This is a genomic window from Luteimonas sp. 9C (genome assembly GCF_902506295.1).
In the GTDB taxonomy this organism is placed as follows: domain Bacteria; phylum Pseudomonadota; class Gammaproteobacteria; order Xanthomonadales; family Xanthomonadaceae; genus Luteimonas.
Window position 1 is genome coordinate 112,121 of the sequence record NZ_LR733313.1, and the last position, 25,267, is coordinate 137,387.

Genomic DNA, 25,267 nt, shown 5'->3' on the forward strand with positions numbered 1-25,267 from the left:
CACCGCGCGCATGCGTGGCTCAGTGGAAATCCCGCGACGGCAGCTGCATGCCGCCGAGCATGCCACTGAGATCCTCCAGATCTCCGGCGATCAGATGCGCCACGCCATCGACGCGCTCCCAGCGCCCGCGCACCGCGAGCAGCCGCGATTCCAGCAGGGCGCGGCGACGTCGCAACGCCAGATGCGGCCAGACGATCACGTTGATCATGCCGGTCTCGTCTTCCAGCGTGACGAAGATCGTGCCCTTGGCCGTCGCCGGTCGCTGACGCTGGGTGACCAGGCCCGCGACGTGTACGCCGCTGCCGTGCCGTCGCTGCTGCAGATCCTGCAGGCCGATGATCCGGCGCCGCGCCATCTGCGCGCGCAGCAGGGCCATCGGATGCTGGCCGAGCGTGAGACCTGTACTGCGGTAGTCGGACAAAATCTCCTCGCCCGCACGCGGCATCGGCAACTCGACCACCTCTTCGTCCGGACTGCCCGGCAGCAGCGGCCGTTGCCGCTCGATGCCCGAGACCGCCCAGCGCGCCGCATTGCGGTGGCCGGCCAGCGAGGCGAGCGCACCGGATTCGGCGAGGACGCTGCGTGCCTTTTCATCGAGCCCCGCGCGCAGGCACAGGTCCTGGACGCTGGAAAACGGACGGCGCGCGCGTGCAGCGACGATCGCCTCGGCCATGGTGTCCGACAACCCGGCGACCAGACGCAGGCCCAGCCGGATGTCGGGCTGCGTGCCGGGATCGGCGTCGCTGCGCCACGGACGTCCGCCGACCAGCGTGCAGTCGCGATCGCTGACCATCACGTCGACCGGCAACACTTCCACCGCGGCACGATGCGGGCTGCCACGACGCGCGTCCTGCACGATCTGACTCGGCGAATAGAAGCCCATCGGCTGCGCGTTGAGCAGGCCGCAGGAGAAGGCCGCCGGTTCGTGCCGTTTGAGCCAGCAACTGGCGTAGACCAGCTTCGCGAACGACGCGGCGTGGCTCTGCGGGAATCCATAGGAACCGAAGCCCTTGATCTGCTCGAAGATCTGGTCGATGAACTCCGACGCGTAACCCTTGGCTTCCATGAGTCCGCGGATGCGTAGCCGATGCGGCTCCATGTCGCCACCGCGACGCCAGGCCGCCATCGAACGGCGCAGGCCATCGGCCTCGTCGGCGTTGTAGCCCGCGTGGATCACCAGTTCCATGACCTGCTCCTGGAACAGCGGCACACCGAGCGTCGGCCCGAGAATCTCGCGCACGCCCTCGGACGGATACGTCACCTGCTCGTGTCCCTGCCGGCGCCGCAGATACGGATGCACCATGTCGCCCTGGATCGGACCGGGCCGCACGATCGCGACTTCCACCACGAGGTCGTAGAACGCCTTGGGCTTGAGCCGTGGCAGCATCGCCATCTGCGCGCGCGATTCGATCTGGAACACGCCGACGGTGTCGGCGATCTGGATCATCTCGTAGGTCTGCGCATCCTCGCGTGGCAGCGTGGCGACTTCGAAGTCACGTCCGCGCGCACCGCGCACCAAGGCCAGCGCCTTGCGGATGCAGGTCAGCATGCCGAGCGCGAGGCAATCGACCTTCAGCAGCTGCATCGTTTCCAGATCATCCTTGTCCCACTGGATGATCGTGCGGTTGTCCATCGCCGCGTTCTCCACCGGCACCAGATGCGACAGCGGCTCGTTGGAGATCACGAACCCGCCCACGTGCTGCGACAGGTGCCGCGGGTGGTCGCGCAGCATTTCGGTAATGACGAGGATCTTGCCGATCAGCGGATTGTCGAGATCGAACCCGGCTTCACTGATGCGCTGTTCCATCGGCGTCTCGCCATTGCCCCAGCCGTAGCAGTTGGCCAGCAATGCGATCTGGTCGGGCGGCAGGCCGAAGGCCTTGGCGACATCGCGCACCGCGCTCTTGCCGCGATAGGCGATGACCGTCGCCGCCAGCGCAGCGCGTTCGCGGCCGTACTTGGCGTAGACGTACTGGATGACTTCCTCGCGCCGTTCATGCTCGAAGTCGACGTCGATGTCGGGCGGCTCGTTGCGGTTTTCCGACAGGAAGCGCGCCATCAGCAGACGGGTGTCGTCCGGATTCACCGCGGTGATGCCCAGCGCGTAGCAGACCGCGGAATTCGCCGACGAGCCGCGGCCCTGGCACAGGATGCCCTCGCCCCGCGCGAAACGGACGATGTCGGCCACGGTCAGGAAGAACGCCTCGTACTTGAGCTTCGCGATCAGCGCGAGTTCGAACTCGATCAGCTCGCGCACTTTCGGCTGCGGGCCATCGGGCCAGCGGACGCGGATGCCGTCTTCGGTCAGATGGCGCAGCCAGCTGGTCGGCGTGTGGCCTTCGGGCACCAGCTCCACCGGGTAGTCGTAGCGCAATTCCCGCATGCCGAATGTGCAGCGCGCCGCCAGATCGACGGCGGCCTGCATCAGATCCACGCCGTAGATGTTGCCGAGTGCGCGCCGCGACCGCAGATGCCGCTCGCCGTTGCGGAACAGGTGTTCGCCGCAGTCGGCGATCGGCAGGGTGTGGCGGATCGCGGTCAGCGTGTCCTGCAGGATGCGTTCGCGCCGCGTCGCCATGTGCACGTCGCCGCTGGCGACAGCAGGGATCCCGAGCGTGCGAGACATCGCCATCAGCGATGCGAGCCGCTCGGCATCGTCCCGGTCCCGGTGCAGTTCCACGGCCAGATGTGCGCGGCCGGGAAAGACGTCGCGCAGCCAGGCGCCCTGCCCCGCATCGGGCGTCGCACCGGGCAGCCACACGGCGAACACGCCGGGTGGCGTGCCACGGAATTCGGCTTCGACATCCGCGCGCGAGAGCCGGTAGTGGCCCTTGGTGCCGGCGCGGCGGCCACGGGTGATCAGTGCGCACAGTTGCGTGTAGCCCGCGCGGGTTTCGACCAGCAGCACGAAACGCGTGTCGTCGAGCAGGCGGAACTCGCTGCCGACGATCAGCTTGAGCCCGGTTTCCTCCGACGCCTCCAGCCCGCGCACGATGCCGGCGAGCGAGCATTCGTCGGTGATCGCCAACGCGCCGTAGCCGCAGTGCACCGCGCGTGCGAACAGCTGCTCCGCGCTGGACGCGCCGCGCAGGAACGAGAAATCCGACAGGCAATGCAGTTCGGCATACGCGGGCAAATCGTCGCGGGTGTCGTGGGCGACGTCGTCGTTCGCGGCCGCGCGCAGGCGCCCCGCCACGCGCAGCGCACGCGGTACATGACTGCCCGGCGTGTCGCGGTCGACGCCGTCGATCGCATCGTCCCAGCTCATGCGAACCAGCCGTGCAGCATCCAGCCGTCGAAGCGTCCGGGCGGCACGAAGGCCCAGCCGCGCTGGCCCTCGCGGGTTTCGACGACGTAGTAATCGCGGCGCGCGTCCGCGTCGTCCCACCAGCCGCTTTCCAGTCGCTCCGGCCCGGACACGATGCGCAGGCCGGGGGCGTGCAGCGGCACCGGCTGCGGCAACAGCCAGGCCGGACGCGGCGGGCGCGCGGGCCCCTCGGGAATCGCGCCGCCGCCATCGCCGATCCGGCGCGACCATGCGCGTTCGGGACGCGGATCGCCGGCTGGCGTCACCCGGTACACCGCCTCGTCGCCAAGCCGCGCACGCAGGCGCTCACGCAGATGCGGCCAGTCGAGTGCCTGCTGCGGGCGCGTGTCGAACAGATCACGCGCGGCCGGCACGAACGGCGGCAGTTCGCGCGCGAGCAGGCGCATCGCGACGACGGGCCGGGTGATCCCGGTGCGTTCGAGCCGGTTGCGCGCGAGTTCGAACAGCATCGTCGACGTGCGCTCGGGTGCGAGCAGGCCGACTTCGACATCGGTACTGCCCGTTTCGTGTTCCAGCGCGATGACGAAACGCTGCACGCCCCCGTCGCGCGCGGACAGATACGTGCACAGGTCGTTGATCAGGCGCCGCAACGGAAACAGCAGCGGCGGATGCGCTTCCACTTCGTAGCCCAGCTCGACGCGCATGTCGAACCGGTCGGGCGGCGTGTAGCAGGCGACCGGATCGTCGCTTTCGCCATACAGCCTGCGCACGTGCGCCAGGACCTCCGCCCCGAACCGGCGCTGCACGCCCGCGCCCGGCAGTTCGCGCAAGGCGCCGAGCGTCCGCACGCCCATGCGGTAGAGGCGCTCGCCGGCATCGCCCGGCAATGCGGCGCGGCGCACCGGCGTGCGGTCCAGCAGCGCCGACAGTTCCGCCGGCCCGGTCACTGCGAAGCCATCGCGCAGACCGACCAGCACGCGCGCAGCCGTCGGCGATGGCGCCAGCGCGATGCGATGCGCGAATCCCAGCGCGCTCAGTTCTTCTCGCAGAGTGCGTTCGAACTGCGACCACGGACCGAACAGGCGGAAGCTCGCCTGCACTTCCAGCACGATCGCGCGCGACCACTGCTGGCTCACCAGCGAACTGTGGCGATACGCCCAGGCGGCCAGAAAACGATGTGCCGTCGATTCCGCCAGCGGATCGTGCGGTTGGGTGCGCACGTCGGCCAGCAGCGCATGCGCGGCCGACAGGCGCATACCGGCCTTCAGTCCATGCGCGCCGGCGGCTGCGTTGACGCTGTGCAACTTGCGCAGCTGCGCCGGTCCCTCGACCAGCGCGAAGGGCGCGTCGGGTTCGGGCAGACGACGGAGGACGGCGTCGAGCGCCAGTTGCGGCAGGAGAAGACAGGCCCAGAGCATCGCAGGATCATTCAGCTCGCCAATCGCACCGGGTGCGACGGCACCTGTCCGCCGCGGCATTTGCGCACCTGCCAGGCCTGCACGTCGGGTAGATATTCCAGCCGCAACGCCGCCGGCGATGGGTTCGCCGCATGACGCCGGTCGCGCAGCGCGAAGGCGTGGCAATCGCCGCTGTCGGCCGCCACCTGCAGACGCCGCATCAACCGCGCATCACTGGTTTCCGGCCAGCCCAGCACCGCCGCGCAGGCGCCGCTGCGCAGGCATTGCTCGAACGCCCAGAGCGCATCGGTGGGCGACGCTTCGACGACATCCAGTGCATCCAGTCGCACGCCCGCCGCCTGCCACGCCGGTGCATAGGGAATGCACGGCGGCGCGACCAGCACCACGCGGCCGCCTGCGGCGGTGATGCGCGACAGCGCTGGAAACAGCAACGAGATTTCGCCGACGCCCTCGGCCGGCAGCAGCAGTTCGGTCAATGCGCGCGGCGGCCAGCCACCGCCGGGCAACGCGGCATCGAGCGCGGCATGGCCGGTCGGCTGGCCGATGTCGGCGCAGCGCGTGCCGCGCCCGGCCGACCACACCGTGCGCGCGGCGAGCAGGGCATCCAGCGACTGGAGAGCAGCCGCCATGTCAGCCCTGCCGCACCAGGCCGCAATACAGGCCTTCGATCGCGAAGTCGGCGTCGGCAGCGATCACGATTGGCGCATGCGCGGGATTGCGCGGCAGCAGGCGCACGCCGCCTGCGCGGTGTTCGAGCCGCTTGATGGTGATGGCATCGTCCAGCCGCGCGACGACGGTCTGGCCGTCGCGCGCGTCACGGCTGCGGTGCACCCCGACGAGATCGCCCTCGAGGATGCCGTCGTCGATCATCGAATCGCCTTCGACGCGCAGCAGGTAATCGGGGCGCAGCGAGAACAGGCTGCGGTCCAGCCACAGCACGCGGTCGCTGCCGGTGTCCGGGCCGATCGGCACGCCTGCCGCCACACGTCCGAGCACCGGCAGGGCGGCCATGCGCTCGCCCTGCCCCGGCAGCCGCAGCCCGCGCTTCTGCCCGGCCTGCAGTTCCACCAGACCGGCCGCTACCAGCGCCTGGACGTGCTTCTGCGCGGCATTGCGCGAGGCGAAGCCGAAGGCCGCGGCGATCTCGGCCAGGCTCGGCGGCGCACCGGCGGCGATACGTTCGCGCAGGAACTCGAGGACGGCGGCACGTTGGGGGGTCAGATCATGCATGGTGTACATTTGTACACCTTCGGAAGGCGATACGCCATCGCTTGCTGAGTGGGGTCTCCACCCGTTCGGCTGGCTTCGTGCTGGCTGCCGGGATGCGCCTGACCGGTTCATGCGGGCGCCTTTTGCCGCGCGACAGGTGCACCGCATCGGGTGTGCAGGAAAACGTTTACAGGGTTGTCCCTAGTGGTTTGCCCCGCCCCTGGCGCCTAGCATCGAATCCGGTCTGTCTGGACTCCGGAGCGCCTCGTGGATCGGCAACGCAACGTGTTCCTGTTTCCCGCCCGCTGGCGGCGTTCGACCTGGCAGGCGATGGTGATCGTGCTGCTGACCCTGCTGGTGGCATCCAATGCGGCCTGGTTGCATGCCAGCCGCAGCGACGACGATGCGACTCGGTTCTCCCGTCAGATCGGCCATCTGCCTGCGCCCGAACGCGTGATCTACGAATACCCCAGACCTGCCGTCGTCGCGCCCGCTGCGCAGAAGCTCGTGGCCTATCGCTCGACGCCGCTCGAGGCCGGCGAACGCTGCGCCGGCGGTCAGGTCATCCGCCGCCTGCCGAACGGCTGGGAAGGCACCAACCGGCCCTGCAATCCCTGATCACCCGGCGCCTCAGCCGCGTCCGCGGTGATTGCAGACCGCCGACACGCGCTCGTTGAGCCGGCGCAGATCGTCGTAGCGGCGCTGGCTGCCGAGCTTGCGCAAGCTGTTCTCGCGACTGGCGCGAGCGGCCACACACCGCGCGTGCTGATCGTCGCGGCGGGGCGTCGTCGCACGTGCCGGTCGCGCCCGGGACGATGTCGCCGGACGACGCTGCGTCGGCGGTTGCACCGTGCGTTGCGATGCCGCGCTTGCAGGCGCGTCCTGCACCTCGTCGGCCGTCCACGTCCGCAGCGTCTCGCCCTCGGTGCAGGGCTGCGATTGATAGCTGTGTCCGCCGCGACCATCGGCGCATTTGTGCACCGACTGCGCGGCGACCGGCCACGCGACGAGCAGCAGCAGAACTGCATAGGGCCGCATCGGCATGCCCTCCATGGAAGAACCGCCTGTGAGCCTGCGCGTGTGCCCCGGGCTGCACCATCGTGCGAACGCCCGCGTCGTTTTCGGTCGCCGCCCGCAAGCGTCGTCAGGCAATCCGCAGGCGATCAGTCGTCTCCGGCCTCACGGGCCTTGCGGATCGCCTCCGTGCGCGCGGCGCGCAAGGTGTCGAGCTTGTCCTTGAGCTTGATCTCCATGCCGCGCGCCACCGGCTGGTAGTAGACCCGTTCGCCCATCGCATCCGGAAACGCGGTCTGGTCGAGCGCGATGCCGCCTTCGCTGTCGTGGTCGTACTGGTAGCCGGTGCCGTAGCCGAGTTCCTTCATCAGCTTGGTCGGCGCATTGCGGAAATGCATCGGCACGTCCTGCGTGCCGTATTCGCGCACGTCGCGCTTGGCCTGGTTGAAGGCCATGTAGCCGGCGTTGGATTTCGCGGTGCTGGCCAGGTAGATCACCAGCTGCGCCAGCGCGAGTTCGCCCTCGGGACTGCCGAGGCGGTCGTACGTGTCCCAGGCATCGATCGACATCTGCAGCGCACGCGGATCGGCCAGGCCGACGTCTTCCACCGCCATGCGCGTCATGCGCCGGGCGAGATAGCCGGGGTCGCAGCCGCCGTCGAGCATGCGCGTCAGCCAGTACAGCGCGGCATCGGGATTCGAGCTGCGCACGCATTTGTGCAACGCCGAGATCTGGTCGTAGAACTGCTCGCCGCCCTTGTCGAACCGGCGCGTACGGTCGGCCAGCACCTGCTCGATCGTGCTGGCCGTGATTTCCCCGCCCTCGCCCGCCAGTTCGGCCGCGATCTCCAACAGCGTCAATGCGCGGCGCACATCGCCGTCGGCCGCGACCGCGATCAGCCGCAGCAGATCGTCGGCGATCCGCAGCCCGCGATCGCCGAGTCCGCGTTCGGCATCGGCCAGCGCACGGTGCAGCGATTCGAGGATGTCGTCGGGCGACACCGACTCCATCACGTGCACGCGGCACCGCGACAGCAGCGCGGAGTTGAGCTCGAACGAAGGGTTCTCGGTGGTCGCGCCGACGAACACGATCGTGCCGCGCTCGATGTGCGGCAGGAACGCGTCCTGCTGGGTCTTGTTGAAGCGGTGCACTTCGTCGACGAACAGCACCGTGCGGCGCCCGCCATCGAACCGGTGCGCCGCTTCGGCCAGCACCTGGCGCACCTCCGGCAGGCCGGACAGCACTGCCGAGATCGCCTTGAACTCGGCATCCGCGTAATGCGCCAGCAGCAGCGCCAGCGTGGTCTTGCCGCAGCCCGGCGGCCCCCACAGCACCATCGAATGGATCTTCCCGGCCTCCACCGCCGTGCGCAGCGCCGTGCCTTCCGTCAGCAGGCGACGTTGCCCGACCATTTCGTCGAGCGTCGCCGGGCGCATGCGCTCGGCCAGCGGACGCATGGCACTGCGGTCGACCTGCAGCAGGTCGCCGCCGTCGGCGCGGGATGGGCGGGAACGGGGCACGCGTTGAACCTGTTGGCCTGTAGACAGATGCCGGAGTGAGGATATTGCGACATTCACGCGTGATCACAACCGCAACGCGGCGCGGCAAGACCGATCGACATACTTGCGCAGCACGCACTTGAGTACGCCGTCGCCTCCCACCCACCGTCGGGTGATGGCAGGATCAGGCTAGAACGCAAACGCAAACACGAACGGCCGCCCGAAGGCGGCCGCTCGATACGAGGTCTCAGGCATCCCGCAGCGCGGGACGCGAAAACCTTATTCCTCGCCCACCACATCCACACCCGCCGGCGGCGTGTAGCGGAAAGTGTCGGCGGCGAACGTCGGATTGCGCTTCCAGCCGCTGAAACCGATCGTCGTGCGCTGGCCCAGCGTGTCGTGGATTTCCATGCGCGACAGGCTGCCGTCGCTGCCGAAGCCCAGACGCGCGCGCTCGAACGCGGCGTTCTCGGCGCGCTTGGGGCGCAGCTCGAGCCAGTTCAGACCACCCGCGCTGCCGGCTTCGGCGACGCTGAAATCACGGTCGAGCTTCGACGGATCGATCAACGCGGCCAGCGGACTGTCCTGTTCCTCGCTGCCCTGCGAGCGGCGCGTGACCTGCTGCAGGTCAGGGTCATAGACCCACACCGTGCGGCCGTCGGCGACGATCAGCTGCGGATACGGCTTCACGTATTCCCAGCGAAAAAGCCGCGGCGCCGACAGTGCCAGCGTGCCGCTCGAACTTTCCTTGACCCGGCCGTTGCCATCGGCGACCTGCTGGGTGAACTGGGCTTCGAGGCCCTTGAGGCCGCGGGTGAACTGCTCGAGCTGCGGGCGCGCATCGGCAGCCTGCGCGAGACCGCCCACCATCAGTACGGCAGCGGCGGCGAACCAGCGGGAATGACGGATCATCGAGCGCATGTACGGAACCTCTGGATGCTGTGTGACGTTGGACCGGAGTGTGCGAATTCCCAGCTGAATGCGGCAATGACGGCGCAGCTTCATGTCGATGCCGTGCATCGCCGATTCATCGCGGAATCCGCGTCTGCCTTCGGATCAGCGCGGTGGAGGCGGCGGCGCGAGCACGCTGCGATCGCCGTTGTGCTCGGGCGGCGTCACCACGCCTGCCGCTTCCATGGCTTCAACCAGACGTGCGGCGCGGTTATAGCCGATTTTCAGCCGGCGCTGCACCCCGGAGATCGACGCGCGGCGGGTTTCGGTGACGATCTTGACCGCTTCGTCATACAGCGGATCGCTCTCGTCGCCGCCGCCACTGCTGCTCGATTCCGGCAGGCCGGTCGCCCCGACCACAGTGCCGTCGCCCATCGTCTGCACCTCGTCGAGCACGCCGGTGATGTAGTCGGCCCGGCCGCTCTGCTTGAGGTGTTCGACGACGCGGTGCACTTCATCGTCCGAGACGAACGCACCATGCACGCGCTCGGGCATCGCGGTGCCCGGCGGCAGATACAGCATGTCGCCATTGCCCAGCAGCGTCTCCGCGCCGGACTGGTCGAGGATGGTGCGCGAGTCGATCTTGGAGCTGACCTGGAACGCGATGCGGGTCGGGATGTTGGCCTTGATCAGACCGGTGATCACGTCGACCGAGGGCCGCTGCGTGGCGAGGATCAGGTGGATACCGGCCGCACGCGCCTTCTGCGCCAGACGCGCGATGAGCTCTTCGACCTTCTTGCCGACGATCATCATCATGTCGGCGAATTCGTCGATGAAGATGACGATGTAGGGCAGCGGCTCGAGCAGTTCGGCGACGTCGCTCGATTCGGGGTTCGGCCGGAACAGCGGGTCCGACATCGGTTGCCCGGCGTCCTCCGCATCCTTGACCTTCTTGTTGAAGCCGGCGAGGTTGCGCACGCCGACCGCGCTCATCAGCTTGTAGCGACGTTCCATCTCCGCCACGCACCAGCGCAGGCCGTTCGCGGCCTCCTTCATGTCGGTGACCACCGGCGCCAGCAGATGCGGGATGCCCTCGTAGACGCTGAGCTCCAGCATCTTCGGGTCGATCATCAACATGCGCAGGTCTTTCGGGGACGCCTTGAACAGCAGGCTCAACACCATCGAGTTGACCGCGACCGACTTGCCCGAGCCGGTGGTGCCCGCGACCAGCAAATGCGGCATGCGCGCCAGATCCGCGACGACCGACTGGCCGCTGATGCCCTTGCCCAGCGCCAGCGTGAGCGGACTCGGCGACTTGTCGTATTCCTTGGAGCGCAGCAGCTCGGAGAGATAGATCATCTCCCGGCGCACATTGGGAATTTCCAGACCGATCACCGACTTGCCCGGAATCACATCGACCACGCGCACGGCCTTGACCGACAGGCCGCGCGCGATGTCCTTGTCCAGCGAGCTGATCTGGCTGACCTTGACCCCGGGCGCAGGTTCCATCTCGAAGCGCGTGATCACCGGACCCGGCTGCGCCTCCTTCACTTCCACATCGATGCGGAAGTCCTTGAGCTTGAACTCGATCTGCCGGGAGAGGGTTTCCAGCGTCTCCTCGTCGTAGCCCTGCGGCTGCGGCTTGGGATCGTCGAGCAGCGACAGCGGCGGCAGGTCGGAGCCGTTGGCATTGACGCCGTGGAACATCGGGATCTGCTGTTCGCGCTTGGCGCGCTCGCTCTTCTCCACCGCTGGCGGCACCACCGGCGCTTCGATCTTCACCGGCGCGCGCTTGGCCCGCAGTTCGGTGTCGACCTTGCGCGCCTCGGTCCGCTCCTCGCGGTGCACGCGGGCTTCCTTCCAGTCCGTGGCCTGCTTGCTGCTGCGGCGGAACAGCGCCGGCAGCTGGATCACCCAGCCACCGATGCGGTCCATGACCGCGAACCAGGACAGACCCGTAGCCAGGGTCACCGACACCAGGAACAGCGCGAGCAGCAGTAGATTGCCGCCGAACGCGCCCAGTCCGGCCTTGAGCGTATTGCCGACCAGCCGTCCGAGGATGCCGCCACCGCCGGCCGGATAGTTCAGCAGGCTGGGGAAACGCAGTGCCAGCAGGCCGGCGCCGGTGATGAGGAAGCCGACGATGCCGGCCAGGCGCAGCGCCGGCCCGAAATCCGCCCGGCCATCGCCGTCCCGGTCCATGCCGAACAGCGCGATCCAGGCGATCGCGCCGAGGATCAGCGGCAGCGGATAGGCCATGAAGCCGAACAGCTGCAGCAGCACATCGGCGATCCATGCCCCGACCGGGCCGCCGATGTTGTGGATCTCGCTGGGCAGCACGCCGGTCTGCGACGACCAGCTCGGATCGGTGTGCGAATGCGTGACCAGGCACGCCAGCAGGTAGAGCAGCAGCGGCGCGATCAGGATCAGCGCAATGTCGCGGACCAGCCGCTGGCGGCGCGGGTTCGGCGCCGCCTTGGCGGACGCCGCCGGTGCGGCGTCCTTGGCTGCGCTGCGCGTGCGCTTGGCGCGGTCTGAAAGCGGTCGTGCCACCGTGCGTCTTTACCTGAGAAAGTCAGTACAGGCCTTTGATCTTACGTCAAAGTTTCATGCCCTGCAGCGCAGGATGCACGAGCTTGCCGCCTTCGACATTGATGCCACGGACCAGCGCCTGATTGTCGCGCCACTGGCCCGACGCCAGCTTGTTGACCCACGGCAGAATCGCCGCGCAGATGGCCTGCGACGAGGTCTGCGGCACGGCGCCGGGCATGTTGGTCACGCAGAAGTGGGTCACGCCCTCCTCCACGTAGACCGGCTCCTTCCAGGTCGTGCCACGCGAGGTCTCGAAGCAGCCGCCCTGGTCGATCGAGATGTCGACGAGCACGCTGCCGTCCTCCATCGACTTGATCATCTCGCGGGTGACGACGTGCGGCGCGACCGCGCCGGTCACCAGCACCGCGCCGATGACCAGGTCCGCCGAAGCGACTTCGCGGGCGACGACGTCGTCGTAGGGATACAGCGCGGTGACGTTGTTGCCCAGTCGCATCATCTGTTCCATGCGGTCCTGGCGCTTCTCGAACACGACGACGTTGGCGCCGCCGGCCGCGGCCAGCGCCGCCGACGCACCGCCGGCCACACCGGCGCCGAATACCACCACCTTGCCGCGCTCGGTCGACGGCAGGCCACCGAGCAGCTTGCCCTTGCCGCCGAGCGGCTGGTGCAGGTAATGCGTGCCGATCTGCACGGCGATCTTGCCGGCGATCACCGACATCGGCGCCAGCAGCGGCAGTTCGCCGTTGTCCAGTTCGACGGTTTCGAAGGCAACGCCGGTCAGGCCGATGTCGAGCAGGCGCTTGGTCAGCTCCGGCAGCGGCGCCAGGTGCAGATAGCAGAACAGCAGGTGGTCCTTGCGCAGCAGCGCGAGGTCGCCCTCGATCGGCTCCTTGACCTTGACGATCAGCTCGCCCTTTTCGTACAGCGCGGCCGCGTCCGGCGCGATCTTCACGCCCAGACGGGTGTAGGCCTCGTCGCTGAAGCCCGACTTCAGGCCAGCGCCCTGCTGCACCCACACTTCGTGGCCACGGTTGACCAGATCGCCTGCCGCTTCCGGCACCAGGGCCACGCGGCCTTCGAGGGTCTTGGTCTCACTCGGAATACCGATACGCATGTCGCCGACTCCTGCACAAAAAAACGCCGCTTTCGGCGGCGTGTCGCGGATGGATTGTTTCGTTCGGCTGACGTGACCGAACCTTGTTTTGCGGGGGGCGCACCGCCAAGCTATGGGTCACGTCAGGCCGCAGTGCCGTAGCCCGCGAGTATACATGAGCGTTCCGAATACCAGCCCCCGCCACCTGCGTCTGCTGATCCTGGGATCCGGCCCCGCCGGCTGGACCGCCGCCGTCTACGCCGCCCGCGCCAACCTCAAGCCGGTGGTCATCACCGGCATGCAGATGGGCGGCCAGCTGATGACGACCACCGAGGTCGACAACTGGCCGGGCGATGCGCACGGGCTGATGGGTCCGGACCTGATGGCGCGGATGCAGGCGCATGCCGAACGCTTCGACACCGAGACCATCTTCGACCACATCCACACCGCGGATCTGTCGCAGCGCCCGTTCCGCCTCAAGGGCGACAGCGGCGAGTACACGGCCGACGCGATCATCATCGCCACCGGCGCGACCGCGAAGTACCTCGGCCTGCCCTCGGAAGAGGCGTACAAGGGCCGCGGCGTGTCCGCCTGCGCCACCTGTGACGGGTTCTTCTACAAGGACCAGGACGTGGCGGTGGTGGGCGGTGGCAACACCGCGGTCGAGGAAGCGCTGTATCTGTCGAACATCGCCAAGACCGTCTACCTGGTCCATCGCCGCGACACGCTGCGCGCCGAGAAGATCATGCAGGACAAGCTCAACGCGAAGATCCAGGCGGGCAAGATCGTGCCGGTCTGGCACCACACCGTCGACGAGGTGCTCGGCAACGAGGCCGGCGTGACCGGCCTGCGTCTGAAGTCCGTGCAGGACGACAGCACCCGCGAGATCGCCGTGCACGGCTTCTTCGTCGCGATCGGCCACACGCCCAACACCACGCTGTTCGAAGGCCAGCTGGCGATGAACAACGGCTACCTCGAGATCCGCTCGGGCATCGACGGCAATGCGACCTCGACCAACGTGCCCGGCGTGTTCGCCGCGGGCGACGTGACCGACCAGCACTACCGCCAGGCGATCACCTCGGCCGGCTTCGGCTGCATGGCCGCGCTCGACGCCGAACGCTTCCTCGACCAGCAGGGCTGATCCCGATGTCCGGCGCAGGCGTTGCCGCACCGCACGCGGGGCGCCGCGCGTGACGCTGGCCCAGTTGAAGTTGATCCTGCGCCGCGAGCTGCGGCGCATGTGGGTGCGCGCGACGATCTACTGCGGGCTGGCGATCGTCACCGCGCTGGTCGGCGCCCTGGTCAAGACCTGGATTCCCGAGTCGCTGGCCGGACGCATCGGCGCCGACTCGGTCGGCAACCTGCTCGGCATTCTCGCGACCTCGATGCTGGCGGTGACTACGTTCTCTCTGTCGACGATGGTCTCGGCCTACAGCTCGGCCTCCACCAGTGCGACGCCCCGCGCGACGCGCCTGCTGATCGCCGATAGTTCCGCGCAGGGTGCGCTGGCGACCTTCATCGGCGCGTTCCTGTTTTCGGTGGTCGGACTGATCGCGCTGAGCACCGGCATCTACGGCGACAGTGGCCGCGTGGTGCTGTTCGCAGCGACCGTGCTGGTCATCGTGCTGATCACCCTGACCCTGTTGCGCTGGATCGAGCAGCTGTCGAGCTTCGGCCGGCTGGGCGAGACGATCGATCTGGTCGAAGGCGTCACCCGCCGCGCGGTGCAGCGCTACACCGAAGACCCCTATCTCGGCGCCGCGCCCTCGCCCGGCGCGCCGGTGGATGCGACGGTGTTCGAGTCGCGGGAGATCGGTTACGTCGAACACATCGACGTCGAACTGCTGGCGACGATCGCGGCGGAGCACGCGGGCGAGATCCACGTGCATGCGTTGCCCGGCGCGTTCGCTTCGCCGGGCCGCGCGCTGCTCGCCTCGCGTGGACTGCCCGAAACGAAGGACGTCCGGTCGCGCCTGTGCGAAGCGTTCACCATCAGCGACCAGCGCAGCTTCGAGCAGGATCCGCGCTACGGCTTCGTCGTGCTGGCCGAGATCGGCAGTCGCGCCCTGTCGCCCAGCGTCAACGACGCCGGCACCGCGATCGACATCATGGGCACCGCCACGCGGCTGCTGTGCGACTGGGCACGGCGTGCACCGCCGGCCGGCGCCATCGAGGTCCGGCATGCCCGGGTGTTCGTGCCGCCGATCGAGATCGCCGACGTGTTCGGCGATCTCTACCCGACCATCGCGCGGGACGGCGCGGGTCTGGTGGAGATCGGAATCCGCATGCAGAAGAGCCTGTCGGCGATCGCGGCGTGCGGCAACCCTGTCTTCGCGGCGTCCGCACGCCACCATGCCGGCCTGGCGCTGGCGCGGGCCATGGGCGCCCTGGAGTTCGAACCCGATCGCGAGCTGCTGCGACGCACGGTCATCGAGGCGGGCGACAGCGTCGACGGACGCGGCGGATGACCCGTTCGCGTGTGCTGGCGCAGCTGTCGGACGTGTCCGCAGCCGACTGGGATGCGCTGCACGACGGCAATCCATTCGTCAGCCACGCGTTCCTCTCGGGACTGGAGCGGCACGGCTGCCTGCGCGCGGAGTGGGGCTGGTCCCCGCATCATCTGACCCTGTGGGACGGGGACCGGCTGGTCGCCGCGGCGCCCGGCTACCGCAAGACCAATTCGCACGGCGAATTCGTGTTCGACCATGCATGGGCACATGCCTACGCACGCTACGGCCACGACTACTTTCCCAAGCTGCTGGTGGCGTCGCCCTACTCGCCGGTGACCGGGCCGCGGCTGCTCGCGACCGACGCCCGCTCGCGGCAGGCGCTGCGCATCGCCCTGGAGCGTGCGACCGGCGATGCGGGCTGGTCGTCGGCCCACGTCAACTTCCACACCGAGTCCGAGGCGGCGGCCTTCGATGCCGACTGGCTGCCGCGCATCGACGTGCAGTACCACTGGCGCAATCCGGGCGACTGGTCGACGTTCGACGACTATCTCGCCGCGATGGACCACAAGCACCGCAAGAACATCCGCCAGGAGCGCGCCCGGGTCGCGCGCGCCGGCGTGAGCTTCCGCGTCGTGCACGGTGACGAGGCCAGCGACGACGATCTCGCGACGATGCACCGCTTCTACCTGCAGACCTTCGCCGAGTACGGCAATTCGCCCGCGCTGACGCTGGACTTCCTGCGCCATCTCGCCGCCACGATGCCGCGCCAGCTGGTGCTGGTGCTGGCCGATCTCGGCGACGTCCCGGTCGCCGGCGCCTTGTGCCTGCGCGACGGCGACACGCTCTACGGCCGCTACTGGGGCGCGATCGCCACCCTGCCCGGCCTGCATTTCGAGACCTGCTACTACCAGGGCATCGACTACTGCCTGCGCATGGGCCTGCGTCGCTTCGAACCCGGCGCGCAGGGCGAACACAAGCTCGCGCGCGGGTTCCTGCCGACCCTGGTGCACAGCCGCCACTGGATCGCCGATCCGGAATTCCGGCGTGCGTTGCGCGAGTGGTGCGCGCAGGAAGCGCAGTCGATCCGCGGGTATGCCGCGACGCTGGCGGCCAGCAGCCCCTTCAAACCCGCGACACCGTGAGCCTGCATCTGCCGCGCCTCGGCGTCGAACCCGACGCGCCATTTCCGCCTGTCGACCGCGCACTGCGCCGCCCCGACGGCCTGCTGGCGTTCGGAGGGGACCTGTCGGTACTGCGACTGCGCAACGCCTACCGTCACGGCGTGTTTCCCTGGTTCTCCGAGGGCCAGCCGATCCTGTGGTGGTCGCCGGATCCCCGCGCCGTGTTCGAGACCGCGGACCTGCGGCCCAACCGGCGCCTCGCACGCGCCTTGCGAGGCAGCGGCTGGACGCTGCGTGCCGATACCGCCTTTGCCGATGTGGTGACCGCTTGCGCGCAGGCGCCGCGGCCCGGACAGGACGGCACCTGGATCACGGACGCCATGCGGGATGCCTACACCGCGCTGCACGCCGCAGGCTCCGCCCACAGCGTCGAAGTGTTCGACGGCGATGCGCTGGTCGGCGGCATCTACGGCGTGGCTCTCGGCCGGATGTTCTTCGGCGAAAGCATGTTCAGCGCCCGCAGCGGCGCGTCGAAGGCCGCGCTTTTCGCGCTCGCGCGGCAGATGCGCCACTGGAACATGCCCCTGATCGATGCCCAGGTGGGCAACCCGCATCTCGTCGCCCTGGGCGCCGACCACTGGCCGCGTGAACGGTTCATCGAAACGGCCAGGCGGCTGGTCGACGATCCGGCGCCGGTAGAGGGCCGCTGGACGGCCGCGTTCGGGGACAGTCCCGCTGCGCGCCTCGGCGCCCCGGACTGAATTCCCCCGCCGCGCGTTTTGCATCGCCCCTCGCCGCGTGCGACAATACCCCGCTTTGCTGGCGCCACATCTGCGCGCCGCATCCCTCAGACAACGGATATTCCAGACGCATGGCGAAAGACGACGTCATCGAGTTCGAAGGCGCGGTCTCCGAGACCCTCCCGAACACAATGTTCCGGGTGAAGCTCGAGAACGGCCACGAAATCATTGCGCACATCTCCGGACGCATGCGCAAGAACTACATCCGCATCCTGACCGGCGACCGGGTCAAGGTGGAGATGACGCCCTACGATCTGACCAAGGGCCGCATCACCTACCGCATGAAGTAATCGCGGCGCAGCACCCTCTTCCGAAGGCGGCCATGGCCGCCTTCGTCGTGTCCGGCAGGTCATCCGCCCGGTGCGCATGCGCACACGGCGTCGCAAGCGGTAGGCTCGGTCCACACGACCGAACGGATGCCTCCGATGCCCCGACTGCCTGCTGTCACCACGCTCGCCCTTGCGCTGGCCTTGGCCCTGCCCGCCCATGCGCAGCCCGCGCCCACCCCGGGCGTCGCGCCGACGGCGATGACCCAGGCACCGCCGACGGCCGAGACCGCGCGTCTCAATGCCTGGCTCGACCGGCAATACGAAACCTCGCTGCGCTTCAGCCCGATCGGACTGACGTTCCTAGGCCGCAAGGAACTGTACGACCAGCTCGATGATGTGTCCGATGCCGCGGTGGAAAAACAGCTGGCCTGGCAGCGCGCCAGCGTCGCCGAGATGGAGCGCAGCTTCGACGCCGACGCGCTCGATCTGGAAGGCAGGTTGTCCTACGAGCTGTGGGCGCAGCAGGCGCGTGAAGCGGCCGAGCAGTTCGAGTACCGCCGCAACGGTTACGCCTTCACCCAGATGATGGGGCCGCAGGCGATGCTGCCGACGCTGCTGATCAACTTCCACAAGGTCGACACCGAAGCCGACTACCTCGCCTACATCGCCCGTCTGCGCGCGCTGCCGACCATGTTCGACACCCTGCTCGGACATGCGCAGGCCAGCGCGGACGCCGGTATGCGCGCGCCGAAGTTCGCCTACACCGGCGTCATCACACAGTCGCGCAACGTGATCACCGGCGCGCCCTTCAGCGACGGCGACGACACCGCGCTGTGGGCCGACCTGGTCGAGAAGGCCGACGCGTTGCGCGAGGCCGGCACGATCGATGCCGCGCAGGCCGACGCGCTGAAGACACAGGCCCGCGCGGCACTGCTCGAATCCGTCGGTCCCGCCTACCAGCGCGTGATCGCGTGGCACGCGGGCGACATCGGCAACGCGCCGGAGAATCCCGCCGGCGTCGGCACCACGCAGTCCAACGGCAAGACGTATTACGCCTCGCAGCTGCGCCGCAACACCAGCACCGACCTGACGCCCGAGCAGGTGCATGACATCGGCCTGCAGGATGTCGCCCGCATCCACAAGGATCTGGAAGCGATCAAGGCCGAGGTCGGCTTCGACGGTGATCTGCAGGCCTTCTTCCGCTTCATTGCGACCGATCCGCAGTTCAAGTTCCCGAACACCGACGCCGGGCGTCAGGCGTATCTCGACACATCGACGCGCCTACTCGACAACATCAAAAAGCAGCTGCCGCAGTTCTACGGCCTGCTGCCGAAGGCCGATCTGGTCGTGCGCCGCGTCGAATCGTTCCGCGAAGAACCCGGCGCGGCGCAGCATTATTTCCCGAGCAGCCCGGACGGCTCACGGCCCGGTATCTACTACGCGCATCTGTCCGACATGAATGCCATGCCGAAGCCGGAACTGGAAGTCATCGCCTATCACGAAGGTCTGCCCGGGCATCACATGCAGATCGCGATCGCGCAGGAACTCACCGGCCTGCCGCAGTTCCGCACCCAGTACCGGACCACCGCGTATTCGGAAGGCTGGGGCCTGTATTCGGAATGGCAGGCCAAGGAGATTCCGGGCACGTACGCCGACCCTTATTCGCGTTACGGACAGCTGAGCTCGGAGCTGTGGCGCGCGATCCGCCTCGTCGTCGATACCGGGATGCATGCCAAGGGCTGGACCGAGCAGCAGGCGGTCGATTATTTCAACGACAACAGCGGCTTTCCCGAAGCGACGATCCGCTCGGAAGTGCAGCGGTATCTGGCATGGCCCGGCCAGGCGACCGCCTACAAGATCGGCATGATCCGCATCCAGGAACTGCGACGGGACGCGGAAGCGCGGCTCGGCGACCGCTTCGACGTGCGCGGTTTCCACGATGCGGTGCTGGGCGGTGGCGCCCTGCCGCTGGATCTGCTGGAACGTCGCGTCGATGCCTGGGTGGACGCCTCGGCGCGCTGATCGCCCTCGCGCGACCGCACGCGACGCCCCTGGCGTGGCCGTCTGCGCACGGGCGACGGCTGCGGGACTGGCCGTCGCCATCGCATCGCGTCGCAATGCAAAAAAGAAGGCGCCCTCGGGCGCCTTCCTCGTTCCACGCGACACGCTCGCGATCAGTCGACCGATGCGGTCAGCAGACGCTCCGGCTCGGCCCAGGTCTCGACGGTCAGCTCGCCGTCCTGGACATCGATGGACACCCGGCCGCCGTTCGACAGCTTGCCGAACAGCAGTTCGTCCGCCAGGCGGCGCTTGACCTTGTCCTGGATCACGCGCGACATCGGACGTGCGCCCATCTGCGGATCGAAGCCGTGCTGGGCGAGCCAGTCGCGCGCCGCCGGCGTGGCCGACAGCGAGACGTTCTTCTCGTGCAGCTGGGCCTCCAGCTCGATCATGAACTTGTCCACCACGCGCAGGATGTGCTCGAAGCCCAGCGACTGGAACTGCACCACCGCATCGAGGCGATTGCGGAATTCCGGCGTGAAGCTCTTGCGGATCACCTCCATCGCGTCCGTGCTGTGGTCCTGCTTGGTGAAGCCGATCGAACGACGCGCCGCCTGGGTGGCGCCTGCGTTGGTCGTCATCACCAGGATCACGTTGCGGAAGTTCGCCTCGCGGCCGTTGGTGTCGGTCAGCACGCCGCGATCCATGACCTGCAACAGGATGTTGAAAATGTCCGGATGCGCCTTCTCGACCTCGTCGAGCAGCAGCACGCAGTGCGGCGTCTTGACGATCTTCTCGGTCAGCAGACCGCCCTGGTCGAAACCGACGTAACCCGGCGGCGCGCCGATCAGGCGGCTCACCGAATGCGACTCCATGTATTCGGACATGTCGAAGCGCACCAGCTCGATGCCGAGCTGCAGCGCGAGCTGGCGCGTGACCTCGGTCTTGCCGACACCCGTCGGGCCGGCGAACAGGAAATTGCCGATCGGCTTGTCCGGACTGCCGAGGCCCGAGCGCGACAGCTTGATCGCCGAGGTCAGCATCTCGATCGCCGGATCCTGCCCGAAGATCACCATCTTCAGGTTGCGCTCCAGATGCTCGAGCACGTCCTTGTCGGTCGCGCTGACCTGCTTGGCCGGAATGCGCGCCATCTTGGCGACGATGGTTTCCACTTCCTCGACGTCGATCAGCGCCTTGCGCACGCCTTCGGGCAGCAGGCGCTGGCGGGCGCCGGCTTCGTCGATGACGTCGATGGCCTTGTCGGGCAGCAGGCGGTCGGCGATGTGCTTGACCGACAGGTCCACGGCGGCCTGCAACGCCTCGTCGGCGTAGGTCACGTCGTGGTGCGCCTCGTAGCGTGGCTTGAGGCCCTGCAGGATCTGGTAGGTCTCGCTGACCGTCGGCTCGACGATGTCGATCTTCTGGAAGCGACGCGCGAGCGCACGGTCCTTTTCGAAGATGCCGCGGTATTCCTGGAATGTGGTCGAGCCGATGCATCGCAGCTCGCCCGACGCCAGCGCCGGCTTGATCAGGTTCGACGCATCCATCGTGCCGCCCGACGCCGAACCGGCGCCGATGATGGTGTGGATCTCGTCGATGAAGAGGATCGCGCCGGGATGCTTCTTGATCGCGGTCAGCACCGCCTTCAGACGCTTCTCGAAATCCCCGCGATACTTGGTGCCGGCGACCAGCGCACCGAGGTCGAGCGAGTAGATCGTCGCATCGGCCAGCACCTCCGGCACCTCGCCGTCGACGATGCGCTTGGCCAGCCCCTCGGCGATCGCGGTCTTGCCCACGCCGGCCTCGCCCACGTAGAGCGGGTTGTTCTTGCGGCGGCGGCACAGGACCTGGATCGTGCGCTCGACCTCGTCGGCGCGCCCGACCAGCGGGTCGATCCGACCCTCCTCGGCGGCCTGGTTGAGGTCGCTGGCGAACTCGGCCAGCGCGTCGCCCTTGCCTTCGCCTTCGGCGCCCTCGGCCTTGGTCTGCGCCGGATCCTCGTGGGCACTGTCGGCGTCCTCGCCGCCGGTCTTGGCGATCCCATGCGAGAGGTAATTGACCACGTCCAGCCGGGTCACGTCCTGCTGGTTGAGGTAGTAGACCGCGTGCGAATCCTTCTCGCCGAAGATCGCAACCAGCACGTTCGCGCCCGTGACTTCCTGCTTGCCCGAGGACTGCACGTGATAGACCGCGCGCTGCAGCACCCGCTGGAACCCGAGCGTGGGCTGGGTGTCGCGCGTGTCGTCTTCCGACAGTTTGGTGACCGAGGTCAATATGGCCTGCTCGAGGTCGCCGCGCAGGCGCTCGAAGTCGGCGCCGGTGGCTTTGAGCACGGCCTCGGCGGACGGGTTTTCGAGCAGCGACAGCAGCAGGTGCTCGACCGTCATGTACTCGTCCCGGGCCTCGCGGGCGCGCTTGTAGCACTGGCCGATGGTGAACTCGAGATCTTTGCTGAACATGGGGCGGTCGCCTCCGGCTTCACTGACACCCTAGATGGGGCCCGATTGCGGCAAACAAACCCTGCCCCCGTGAACCTATTAGGCCTTTTCCATCGTGCAGAGCAAGGGGTGCAGATTGAGGCGTGCGTATTCGTTCACCTGCGCGACCTTCGACTCCGCGACCTCGCGGCTGTAGATGCCGCACACGCCGCGTCCGCGGGTGTGGACATGCAGCATGACCTGGGTCGCGCGCTCGAGATCGAGTGCGAAGAACCGCACCAGGATCTCCACCACGAAGTCCATCGGCGTGTAGTCGTCGTTGAGCAGCAGCACCGAGTACAGCGGTGGCGGCGCGACTTCCGGGCGACCGGGCGCCACGGCGGTGCCGTGATCGCGATCCTGGTGGTATTCGTGTTCGTGTCGGCGACTCATGGGCCGATTATACCGGCCGCGTCGCGGATGGACGCCCCCGGGCCCGGTCGTCAGAATGGCCGGCATTCCCCCGACCCGGTGCCTCGATGCATCACGACCGTCGCTTTCCACGGGCATCGCTGCTGGTGCCGCTCGCCTGTCTGCTCGCGCTGCCGCCGTCCGCCGCAGCGGCAAATGACGTGGCCGGTGCGCTGCCGCCTGTGGCCGGGCTCCTGCCCGACACACAGGACACGCTGGCGCAGCGGCTGGATGCGCAGGGCGTGCGCTACGAGCGCGATGCGGACGGCGATTACCGGGTGGTCTTCGCCTGGCAGCAGGAAGACCGCAGCCAGCTCGCATTCGTCGCCGGCACCGCCCATGTCTTGGGCGACAGCGCGGTCCGCGAGGTGTTCTCGCCCGCCGCGCCGGTGCCCCAGGGCGGTTTCAGCGCCGCACAGGCCGACATGCTGATGCGCGACAGCCAGCGCAATGTGCTGGGCAGCTGGGAGATCGCCGGCGACACACTGTTCTACGTGATCAAGCTGCATGATGATGCGGACGGGGCGCGCTTCGAGCAGGCGCTCGAAGTCGCGGCCGAGCTCGCGGACGACATGGAACTGCAGCTCACCGGCGAGGACGCGATGTGATGGCGATGTCCGCCGATCCGCGTTTCTGGCAGCCGGACGTCACCGTCGCGACCGTGGTCATGGATGGCGGCCGCGTGCTGTGCATCGAGGAGCGCATCGAGGGGCGCCTGGTGATCAACCAGCCTGCCGGGCATCTGGAGCCGGACGAATCATTGCTGCACGCCGCTGTGCGCGAGACGCTCGAGGAATCGGGCTGGACGGTCGAGCTGACCGGCTTCATCGGCAGCTATCTGTGGAAGTCCGCGCCGCGACCGGGTGATGCCGACGGCCGGCACTTCCTGCGCTTCGCGTTTGCGGCGCGCCCGCTGGCGCACGATCCGGCGCGCACGCTCGACGACGGCATCGTGAGTGCCACCTGGTTCACGCCGGCGCAGCTGCAGGCCGAGTCGGCGCGCCATCGCAGTCCGCTGGTCTGGCAGGTCGTCGCCGATTGCCTCGCCGGCCAGCGCTTCCCGTTGTCGGCCGTGCGCCAGATTCCGTGAGCGTCCCGGAGGTCATCGTCGGCATGTCCGGCGGCGTGGATTCGTCAGTCGCCGCGCTGCTGCTGCGCGACGCCGGCACGCCGCTGGCCGGACTGTTCATGCAGAACTGGGCCGAAGACGGCAGCGGCGACTGCCGGGCCGAGGACGACCGCCGGGATGCGGTGGCCGTCTCCGGCCGTCTGGGTGTGCCGATCCACTTCCGTGATTTTTCGGGCGAGTACTGGGCCGGCGTGTTCGAGCACTTCATCGCCGAGTACGCCGCCGGCCGCACGCCCAACCCCGACGTGCTGTGCAATCGCGAGATCAAGTTCAAGCATTTTCTCGATGCGGCCCACGATCTGGGCGCGGCGAAGATCGCGACCGGCCACTACGCCCGCGTCGACTGCGAAGGCGGCCGCTGGCGCCTGCTGCGCGCGCGCGATCGCAACAAGGACCAGAGCTATTTCCTGCACCAGCTCGGCCAGACGCAACTCGCCGCCACCGTATTCCCGCTCGGCGAACTGCCCAAGACCGATGTCCGCGCCCTTGCCCGTGCCGCCGGCCTGCCGACCGCGGAGAAGAAGGACTCGACCGGCATCTGCTTCATCGGCGAACGCGACTTCCGCAGTTTCCTGGGCCAGTACCTGCCCGCCCGCGAAGGCGACATGCGCACGCCGGACGGCCATCGCGTGGGAACGCATCCGGGCGTCTTCTATTTCACCCTCGGTCAGCGCGAAGGCCTGCAGATCGGCGGTGTGCGCGGTTTCGACGCCGCGCCCTGGTATGTGGTGGGCAAGGATGTGGGCGACAATGTGCTCTTCGTCGCCCAGGGCGCCGACACGCCGTATCTGCTGTCGTCGCATCTGACCAGCGAACCCGCACACTGGATCGCCGGCGATCCGCCGGCCCAGCGCTTCCGCTGCACCGCCCAGACCCGTTACCGGCAACACGAGGAAATCTGCGAAGTGACCATCGACGCGAACACCGGCCAGCTCGACGTGCGGTTCGACCGCCCCCAGCGTGCGGTCACGCCCGGACAGTCCGTGGTGCTCTACGACGGCGAGGTGTGCCTGGGCGGCGCGGTCATCGCGTCCACCGACGCGCCGCTCGATCAGCGCGCACGCGGGGTGGCGGCATGATGGAGCAGCGCGTACTCGCGCTGGCCGGCATGGCGCAGGCGCTCAAGCAGGTCCGTCGCATCGCCGAGACCGGCCAGGCCGACGCCGCTGTGCTCTCCACCGCGCTCGACAGCGTGTTCCGCATCGACGCCACTTCGCCCGCCGACGTCTACGGCGGCCGCGATGCGGTCGTGCCCGGCTTGATGCTGCTGCGTGACTATTTCGGCAACCAGGGCAGCGACCCGTTGCTGCCCAAGCTCGGCCTCGCGGTCGTGCAGCTCGAACGCCGTTTCATGCAGGACAGCGCCGTCAGCGGCGAGGTCCACCACGGCATCCTCGACATCAAGCCCAAGGCCGAAGAACTGGGGCATACCCACCCGGAAGTCATCGCGGCGCTCGGCGCGCTCTACGCCGACACCGTCAGCCACCTGCGGCCGAAGGTGATGGTCCAGGGCAATCCGCACTACCTCGGGCAGGCGCACGTCGTCGCCGAAATCCGCGCGGTGCTGCTCGCCTCGCTGCGTTCGGCGGTGTTGTGGCGGCAGATGGGCGGCAGCCTGTGGGATTTCCTGCTGCGCCGGCAGCAGATGCTCAAGGTGATCTGAT

22 protein-coding genes are annotated in these 25,267 nt (G+C 68.2%); 11 read left to right on the plus strand and 11 right to left on the minus strand.

What is annotated here, in order from left to right; genetic code table 11:
- Positions 1-19: 19 nt before the first annotated feature.
- From CURTO8I2_RS13545 to lexA, 4 genes are read right to left on the minus strand one after another with little or no spacing between them, the layout of a single operon-like run.
- Positions 20-3,268 carry an error-prone DNA polymerase gene (locus CURTO8I2_RS13545; RefSeq protein WP_159681788.1) on the minus strand — a complete coding sequence of 1,083 codons (3,249 nt, stop codon included), beginning with the start codon at positions 3,266-3,268 and terminating at the stop codon, positions 20-22.
- Positions 3,265-4,686 (minus strand): DNA polymerase Y family protein, encoded by a 1,422-nt coding sequence (locus CURTO8I2_RS13550; RefSeq protein WP_159681789.1) that lies wholly within the window; start codon positions 4,684-4,686, stop codon positions 3,265-3,267. The genes CURTO8I2_RS13545 and CURTO8I2_RS13550 overlap by 4 nt, the downstream gene beginning before the upstream one ends.
- Positions 4,687-4,697: 11 nt before the next feature.
- The gene (imuA, locus tag CURTO8I2_RS13555) at positions 4,698-5,315 is read right to left on the minus strand and encodes a translesion DNA synthesis-associated protein ImuA (protein WP_159681790.1); all 618 of its coding nucleotides are present in this window, start codon (positions 5,313-5,315) and stop codon (positions 4,698-4,700) included.
- A 1-nt stretch (position 5,316) separates the two neighbouring features.
- On the minus strand, positions 5,317-5,916 hold the full coding sequence (lexA, locus tag CURTO8I2_RS13560) for a transcriptional repressor LexA (protein ID WP_159682122.1): 600 nt from the start codon (positions 5,914-5,916) through the stop codon (positions 5,317-5,319).
- Between the two features lie 246 nt (positions 5,917-6,162).
- Here lexA and CURTO8I2_RS13565 point away from each other — a divergent pair, with 246 nt between their 5' ends.
- Positions 6,163-6,513, plus strand: coding sequence for a hypothetical protein (locus tag CURTO8I2_RS13565; protein WP_159681791.1), 351 nt, complete (start codon positions 6,163-6,165; stop codon positions 6,511-6,513).
- Between the two features lie 12 nt (positions 6,514-6,525).
- On the opposite strand, the gene CURTO8I2_RS13570 is transcribed toward CURTO8I2_RS13565, so the two are convergent.
- The 5 genes from CURTO8I2_RS13570 to CURTO8I2_RS13590 form a co-directional block, all read right to left on the minus strand.
- A complete protein-coding gene (locus tag CURTO8I2_RS13570; RefSeq protein ID WP_159681792.1) occupies positions 6,526-6,933 on the minus strand; it encodes a hypothetical protein in 408 nt (135 codons plus the stop codon).
- 125 nt (positions 6,934-7,058) lie between these two features.
- Positions 7,059-8,366, minus strand: coding sequence for a replication-associated recombination protein A (locus CURTO8I2_RS13575; protein ID WP_159682123.1), 1,308 nt, complete (start codon positions 8,364-8,366; stop codon positions 7,059-7,061).
- Positions 8,367-8,687: 321 nt separating this feature from the next.
- Positions 8,688-9,320, minus strand: coding sequence for an outer membrane lipoprotein chaperone LolA (gene lolA / locus CURTO8I2_RS13580; protein WP_255475827.1), 633 nt, complete (start codon positions 9,318-9,320; stop codon positions 8,688-8,690).
- A 144-nt stretch (positions 9,321-9,464) separates the two neighbouring features.
- Positions 9,465-11,852 carry a DNA translocase FtsK gene (locus CURTO8I2_RS13585; RefSeq protein ID WP_159681794.1) on the minus strand — a complete coding sequence of 796 codons (2,388 nt, stop codon included), beginning with the start codon at positions 11,850-11,852 and terminating at the stop codon, positions 9,465-9,467.
- A 46-nt stretch (positions 11,853-11,898) separates the two neighbouring features.
- Positions 11,899-12,966, minus strand: coding sequence for an alanine dehydrogenase (locus tag CURTO8I2_RS13590; protein WP_159681795.1), 1,068 nt, complete (start codon positions 12,964-12,966; stop codon positions 11,899-11,901).
- 154 nt (positions 12,967-13,120) lie between these two features.
- On the opposite strand from CURTO8I2_RS13590, the gene trxB reads away from it, so the two are divergent.
- The 6 genes from trxB (at position 13,121) to CURTO8I2_RS13620 (ending at position 19,607) form a co-directional block, all read left to right on the plus strand.
- Complete coding sequence (gene trxB / locus CURTO8I2_RS13595) at positions 13,121-14,086, plus strand: thioredoxin-disulfide reductase (RefSeq protein ID WP_159681796.1); 966 nt, start codon at positions 13,121-13,123, stop codon at positions 14,084-14,086.
- 49 nt (positions 14,087-14,135) lie between these two features.
- Positions 14,136-15,413 carry a DUF2254 domain-containing protein gene (locus CURTO8I2_RS13600; RefSeq protein WP_236551162.1) on the plus strand — a complete coding sequence of 426 codons (1,278 nt, stop codon included), beginning with the start codon at positions 14,136-14,138 and terminating at the stop codon, positions 15,411-15,413.
- Positions 15,410-16,537: a GNAT family N-acetyltransferase gene (locus CURTO8I2_RS13605; RefSeq protein WP_159681797.1), complete on the plus strand. Its 1,128-nt coding sequence runs from the start codon at positions 15,410-15,412 to the stop codon at positions 16,535-16,537. Before CURTO8I2_RS13600 ends, CURTO8I2_RS13605 begins: the two co-directional genes overlap by 4 nt.
- Positions 16,534-17,277, plus strand: a complete 744-nt coding sequence (aat, locus tag CURTO8I2_RS13610) for a leucyl/phenylalanyl-tRNA--protein transferase (RefSeq protein ID WP_159681798.1) — start codon at positions 16,534-16,536, stop codon at positions 17,275-17,277. The genes CURTO8I2_RS13605 and aat overlap by 4 nt, the downstream gene beginning before the upstream one ends.
- 110 nt (positions 17,278-17,387) lie before the next feature.
- Positions 17,388-17,606, plus strand: coding sequence for a translation initiation factor IF-1 (gene infA, locus CURTO8I2_RS13615; protein WP_055248081.1), 219 nt, complete (start codon positions 17,388-17,390; stop codon positions 17,604-17,606).
- Between the two features lie 135 nt (positions 17,607-17,741).
- Positions 17,742-19,607, plus strand: coding sequence for a DUF885 domain-containing protein (locus tag CURTO8I2_RS13620; protein ID WP_236551163.1), 1,866 nt, complete (start codon positions 17,742-17,744; stop codon positions 19,605-19,607).
- A gap of 152 nt (positions 19,608-19,759) precedes the next feature.
- Here CURTO8I2_RS13620 and clpA read toward each other — a convergent pair whose 3' ends face one another.
- Positions 19,760-22,045, minus strand: a complete 2,286-nt coding sequence (gene clpA, locus CURTO8I2_RS13625; RefSeq protein WP_159681800.1) for an ATP-dependent Clp protease ATP-binding subunit ClpA — start codon at positions 22,043-22,045, stop codon at positions 19,760-19,762.
- 78 nt (positions 22,046-22,123) lie between these two features.
- Entirely contained in the window at positions 22,124-22,456 is a 333-nt protein-coding gene (clpS, locus tag CURTO8I2_RS13630; protein WP_159681801.1) for an ATP-dependent Clp protease adapter ClpS, read from the minus strand.
- A gap of 86 nt (positions 22,457-22,542) precedes the next feature.
- Here clpS and CURTO8I2_RS13635 point away from each other — a divergent pair, with 86 nt between their 5' ends.
- The 4 genes from CURTO8I2_RS13635 to hflD are packed head-to-tail and all read left to right on the plus strand — an operon-like array spanning position 22,543 to position 25,266.
- Positions 22,543-23,082 (plus strand): hypothetical protein, encoded by a 540-nt coding sequence (locus tag CURTO8I2_RS13635; RefSeq protein WP_159681802.1) that lies wholly within the window; start codon positions 22,543-22,545, stop codon positions 23,080-23,082.
- On the plus strand, positions 23,082-23,564 hold the full coding sequence (locus tag CURTO8I2_RS13640) for an NUDIX hydrolase (protein ID WP_159681803.1): 483 nt from the start codon (positions 23,082-23,084) through the stop codon (positions 23,562-23,564). The genes CURTO8I2_RS13635 and CURTO8I2_RS13640 overlap by 1 nt, the downstream gene beginning before the upstream one ends.
- Positions 23,561-24,682 carry a tRNA 2-thiouridine(34) synthase MnmA gene (mnmA, locus tag CURTO8I2_RS13645; protein WP_159681804.1) on the plus strand — a complete coding sequence of 374 codons (1,122 nt, stop codon included), beginning with the start codon at positions 23,561-23,563 and terminating at the stop codon, positions 24,680-24,682. The genes CURTO8I2_RS13640 and mnmA overlap by 4 nt, the downstream gene beginning before the upstream one ends.
- Positions 24,682-25,266, plus strand: coding sequence for a high frequency lysogenization protein HflD (gene hflD, locus CURTO8I2_RS13650; RefSeq protein WP_159681805.1), 585 nt, complete (start codon positions 24,682-24,684; stop codon positions 25,264-25,266). The genes mnmA and hflD overlap by 1 nt, the downstream gene beginning before the upstream one ends.
- The last annotated feature ends 1 nt before the right edge of the window (position 25,267 follow it).

Excerpts from the sequence above, each read along its gene's own strand:
- CURTO8I2_RS13570 (WP_159681792.1), bottom strand. The coding sequence starts at position 6,933 with ATGCGGCCCTATGCAGTTCTGCTGCTGCTCGTCGCGTGGCCGGTCGCC.
- clpS (WP_159681801.1), bottom strand. The coding sequence starts at position 22,456 with ATGAGTCGCCGACACGAACACGAATACCACCAGGATCGCGATCACGGC.
- infA (WP_055248081.1), top strand. The coding sequence starts at position 17,388 with ATGGCGAAAGACGACGTCATCGAGTTCGAAGGCGCGGTCTCCGAGACC.
- hflD (WP_159681805.1), top strand. The coding sequence starts at position 24,682 with ATGGAGCAGCGCGTACTCGCGCTGGCCGGCATGGCGCAGGCGCTCAAG.
- trxB (WP_159681796.1), top strand. The coding sequence starts at position 13,121 with ATGAGCGTTCCGAATACCAGCCCCCGCCACCTGCGTCTGCTGATCCTG.
- CURTO8I2_RS13545 (WP_159681788.1), bottom strand. The coding sequence starts at position 3,268 with ATGAGCTGGGACGATGCGATCGACGGCGTCGACCGCGACACGCCGGGC.
- CURTO8I2_RS13635 (WP_159681802.1), top strand. The coding sequence starts at position 22,543 with ATGCATCACGACCGTCGCTTTCCACGGGCATCGCTGCTGGTGCCGCTC.
- CURTO8I2_RS13605 (WP_159681797.1), top strand. The coding sequence starts at position 15,410 with ATGACCCGTTCGCGTGTGCTGGCGCAGCTGTCGGACGTGTCCGCAGCC.
- CURTO8I2_RS13620 (WP_236551163.1), top strand. The coding sequence starts at position 17,742 with ATGCCCCGACTGCCTGCTGTCACCACGCTCGCCCTTGCGCTGGCCTTG.
- clpA (WP_159681800.1), bottom strand. The coding sequence starts at position 22,045 with ATGTTCAGCAAAGATCTCGAGTTCACCATCGGCCAGTGCTACAAGCGC.
- imuA (WP_159681790.1), bottom strand. The coding sequence starts at position 5,315 with ATGGCGGCTGCTCTCCAGTCGCTGGATGCCCTGCTCGCCGCGCGCACG.
- lexA (WP_159682122.1), bottom strand. The coding sequence starts at position 5,916 with ATGCATGATCTGACCCCCCAACGTGCCGCCGTCCTCGAGTTCCTGCGC.
- CURTO8I2_RS13550 (WP_159681789.1), bottom strand. The coding sequence starts at position 4,686 with ATGCTCTGGGCCTGTCTTCTCCTGCCGCAACTGGCGCTCGACGCCGTC.
- CURTO8I2_RS13575 (WP_159682123.1), bottom strand. The coding sequence starts at position 8,366 with ATGCGTCCGCTGGCCGAGCGCATGCGCCCGGCGACGCTCGACGAAATG.
- CURTO8I2_RS13590 (WP_159681795.1), bottom strand. The coding sequence starts at position 12,966 with ATGCGTATCGGTATTCCGAGTGAGACCAAGACCCTCGAAGGCCGCGTG.
- CURTO8I2_RS13640 (WP_159681803.1), top strand. The coding sequence starts at position 23,082 with ATGGCGATGTCCGCCGATCCGCGTTTCTGGCAGCCGGACGTCACCGTC.
- lolA (WP_255475827.1), bottom strand. The coding sequence starts at position 9,320 with ATGATCCGTCATTCCCGCTGGTTCGCCGCCGCTGCCGTACTGATGGTG.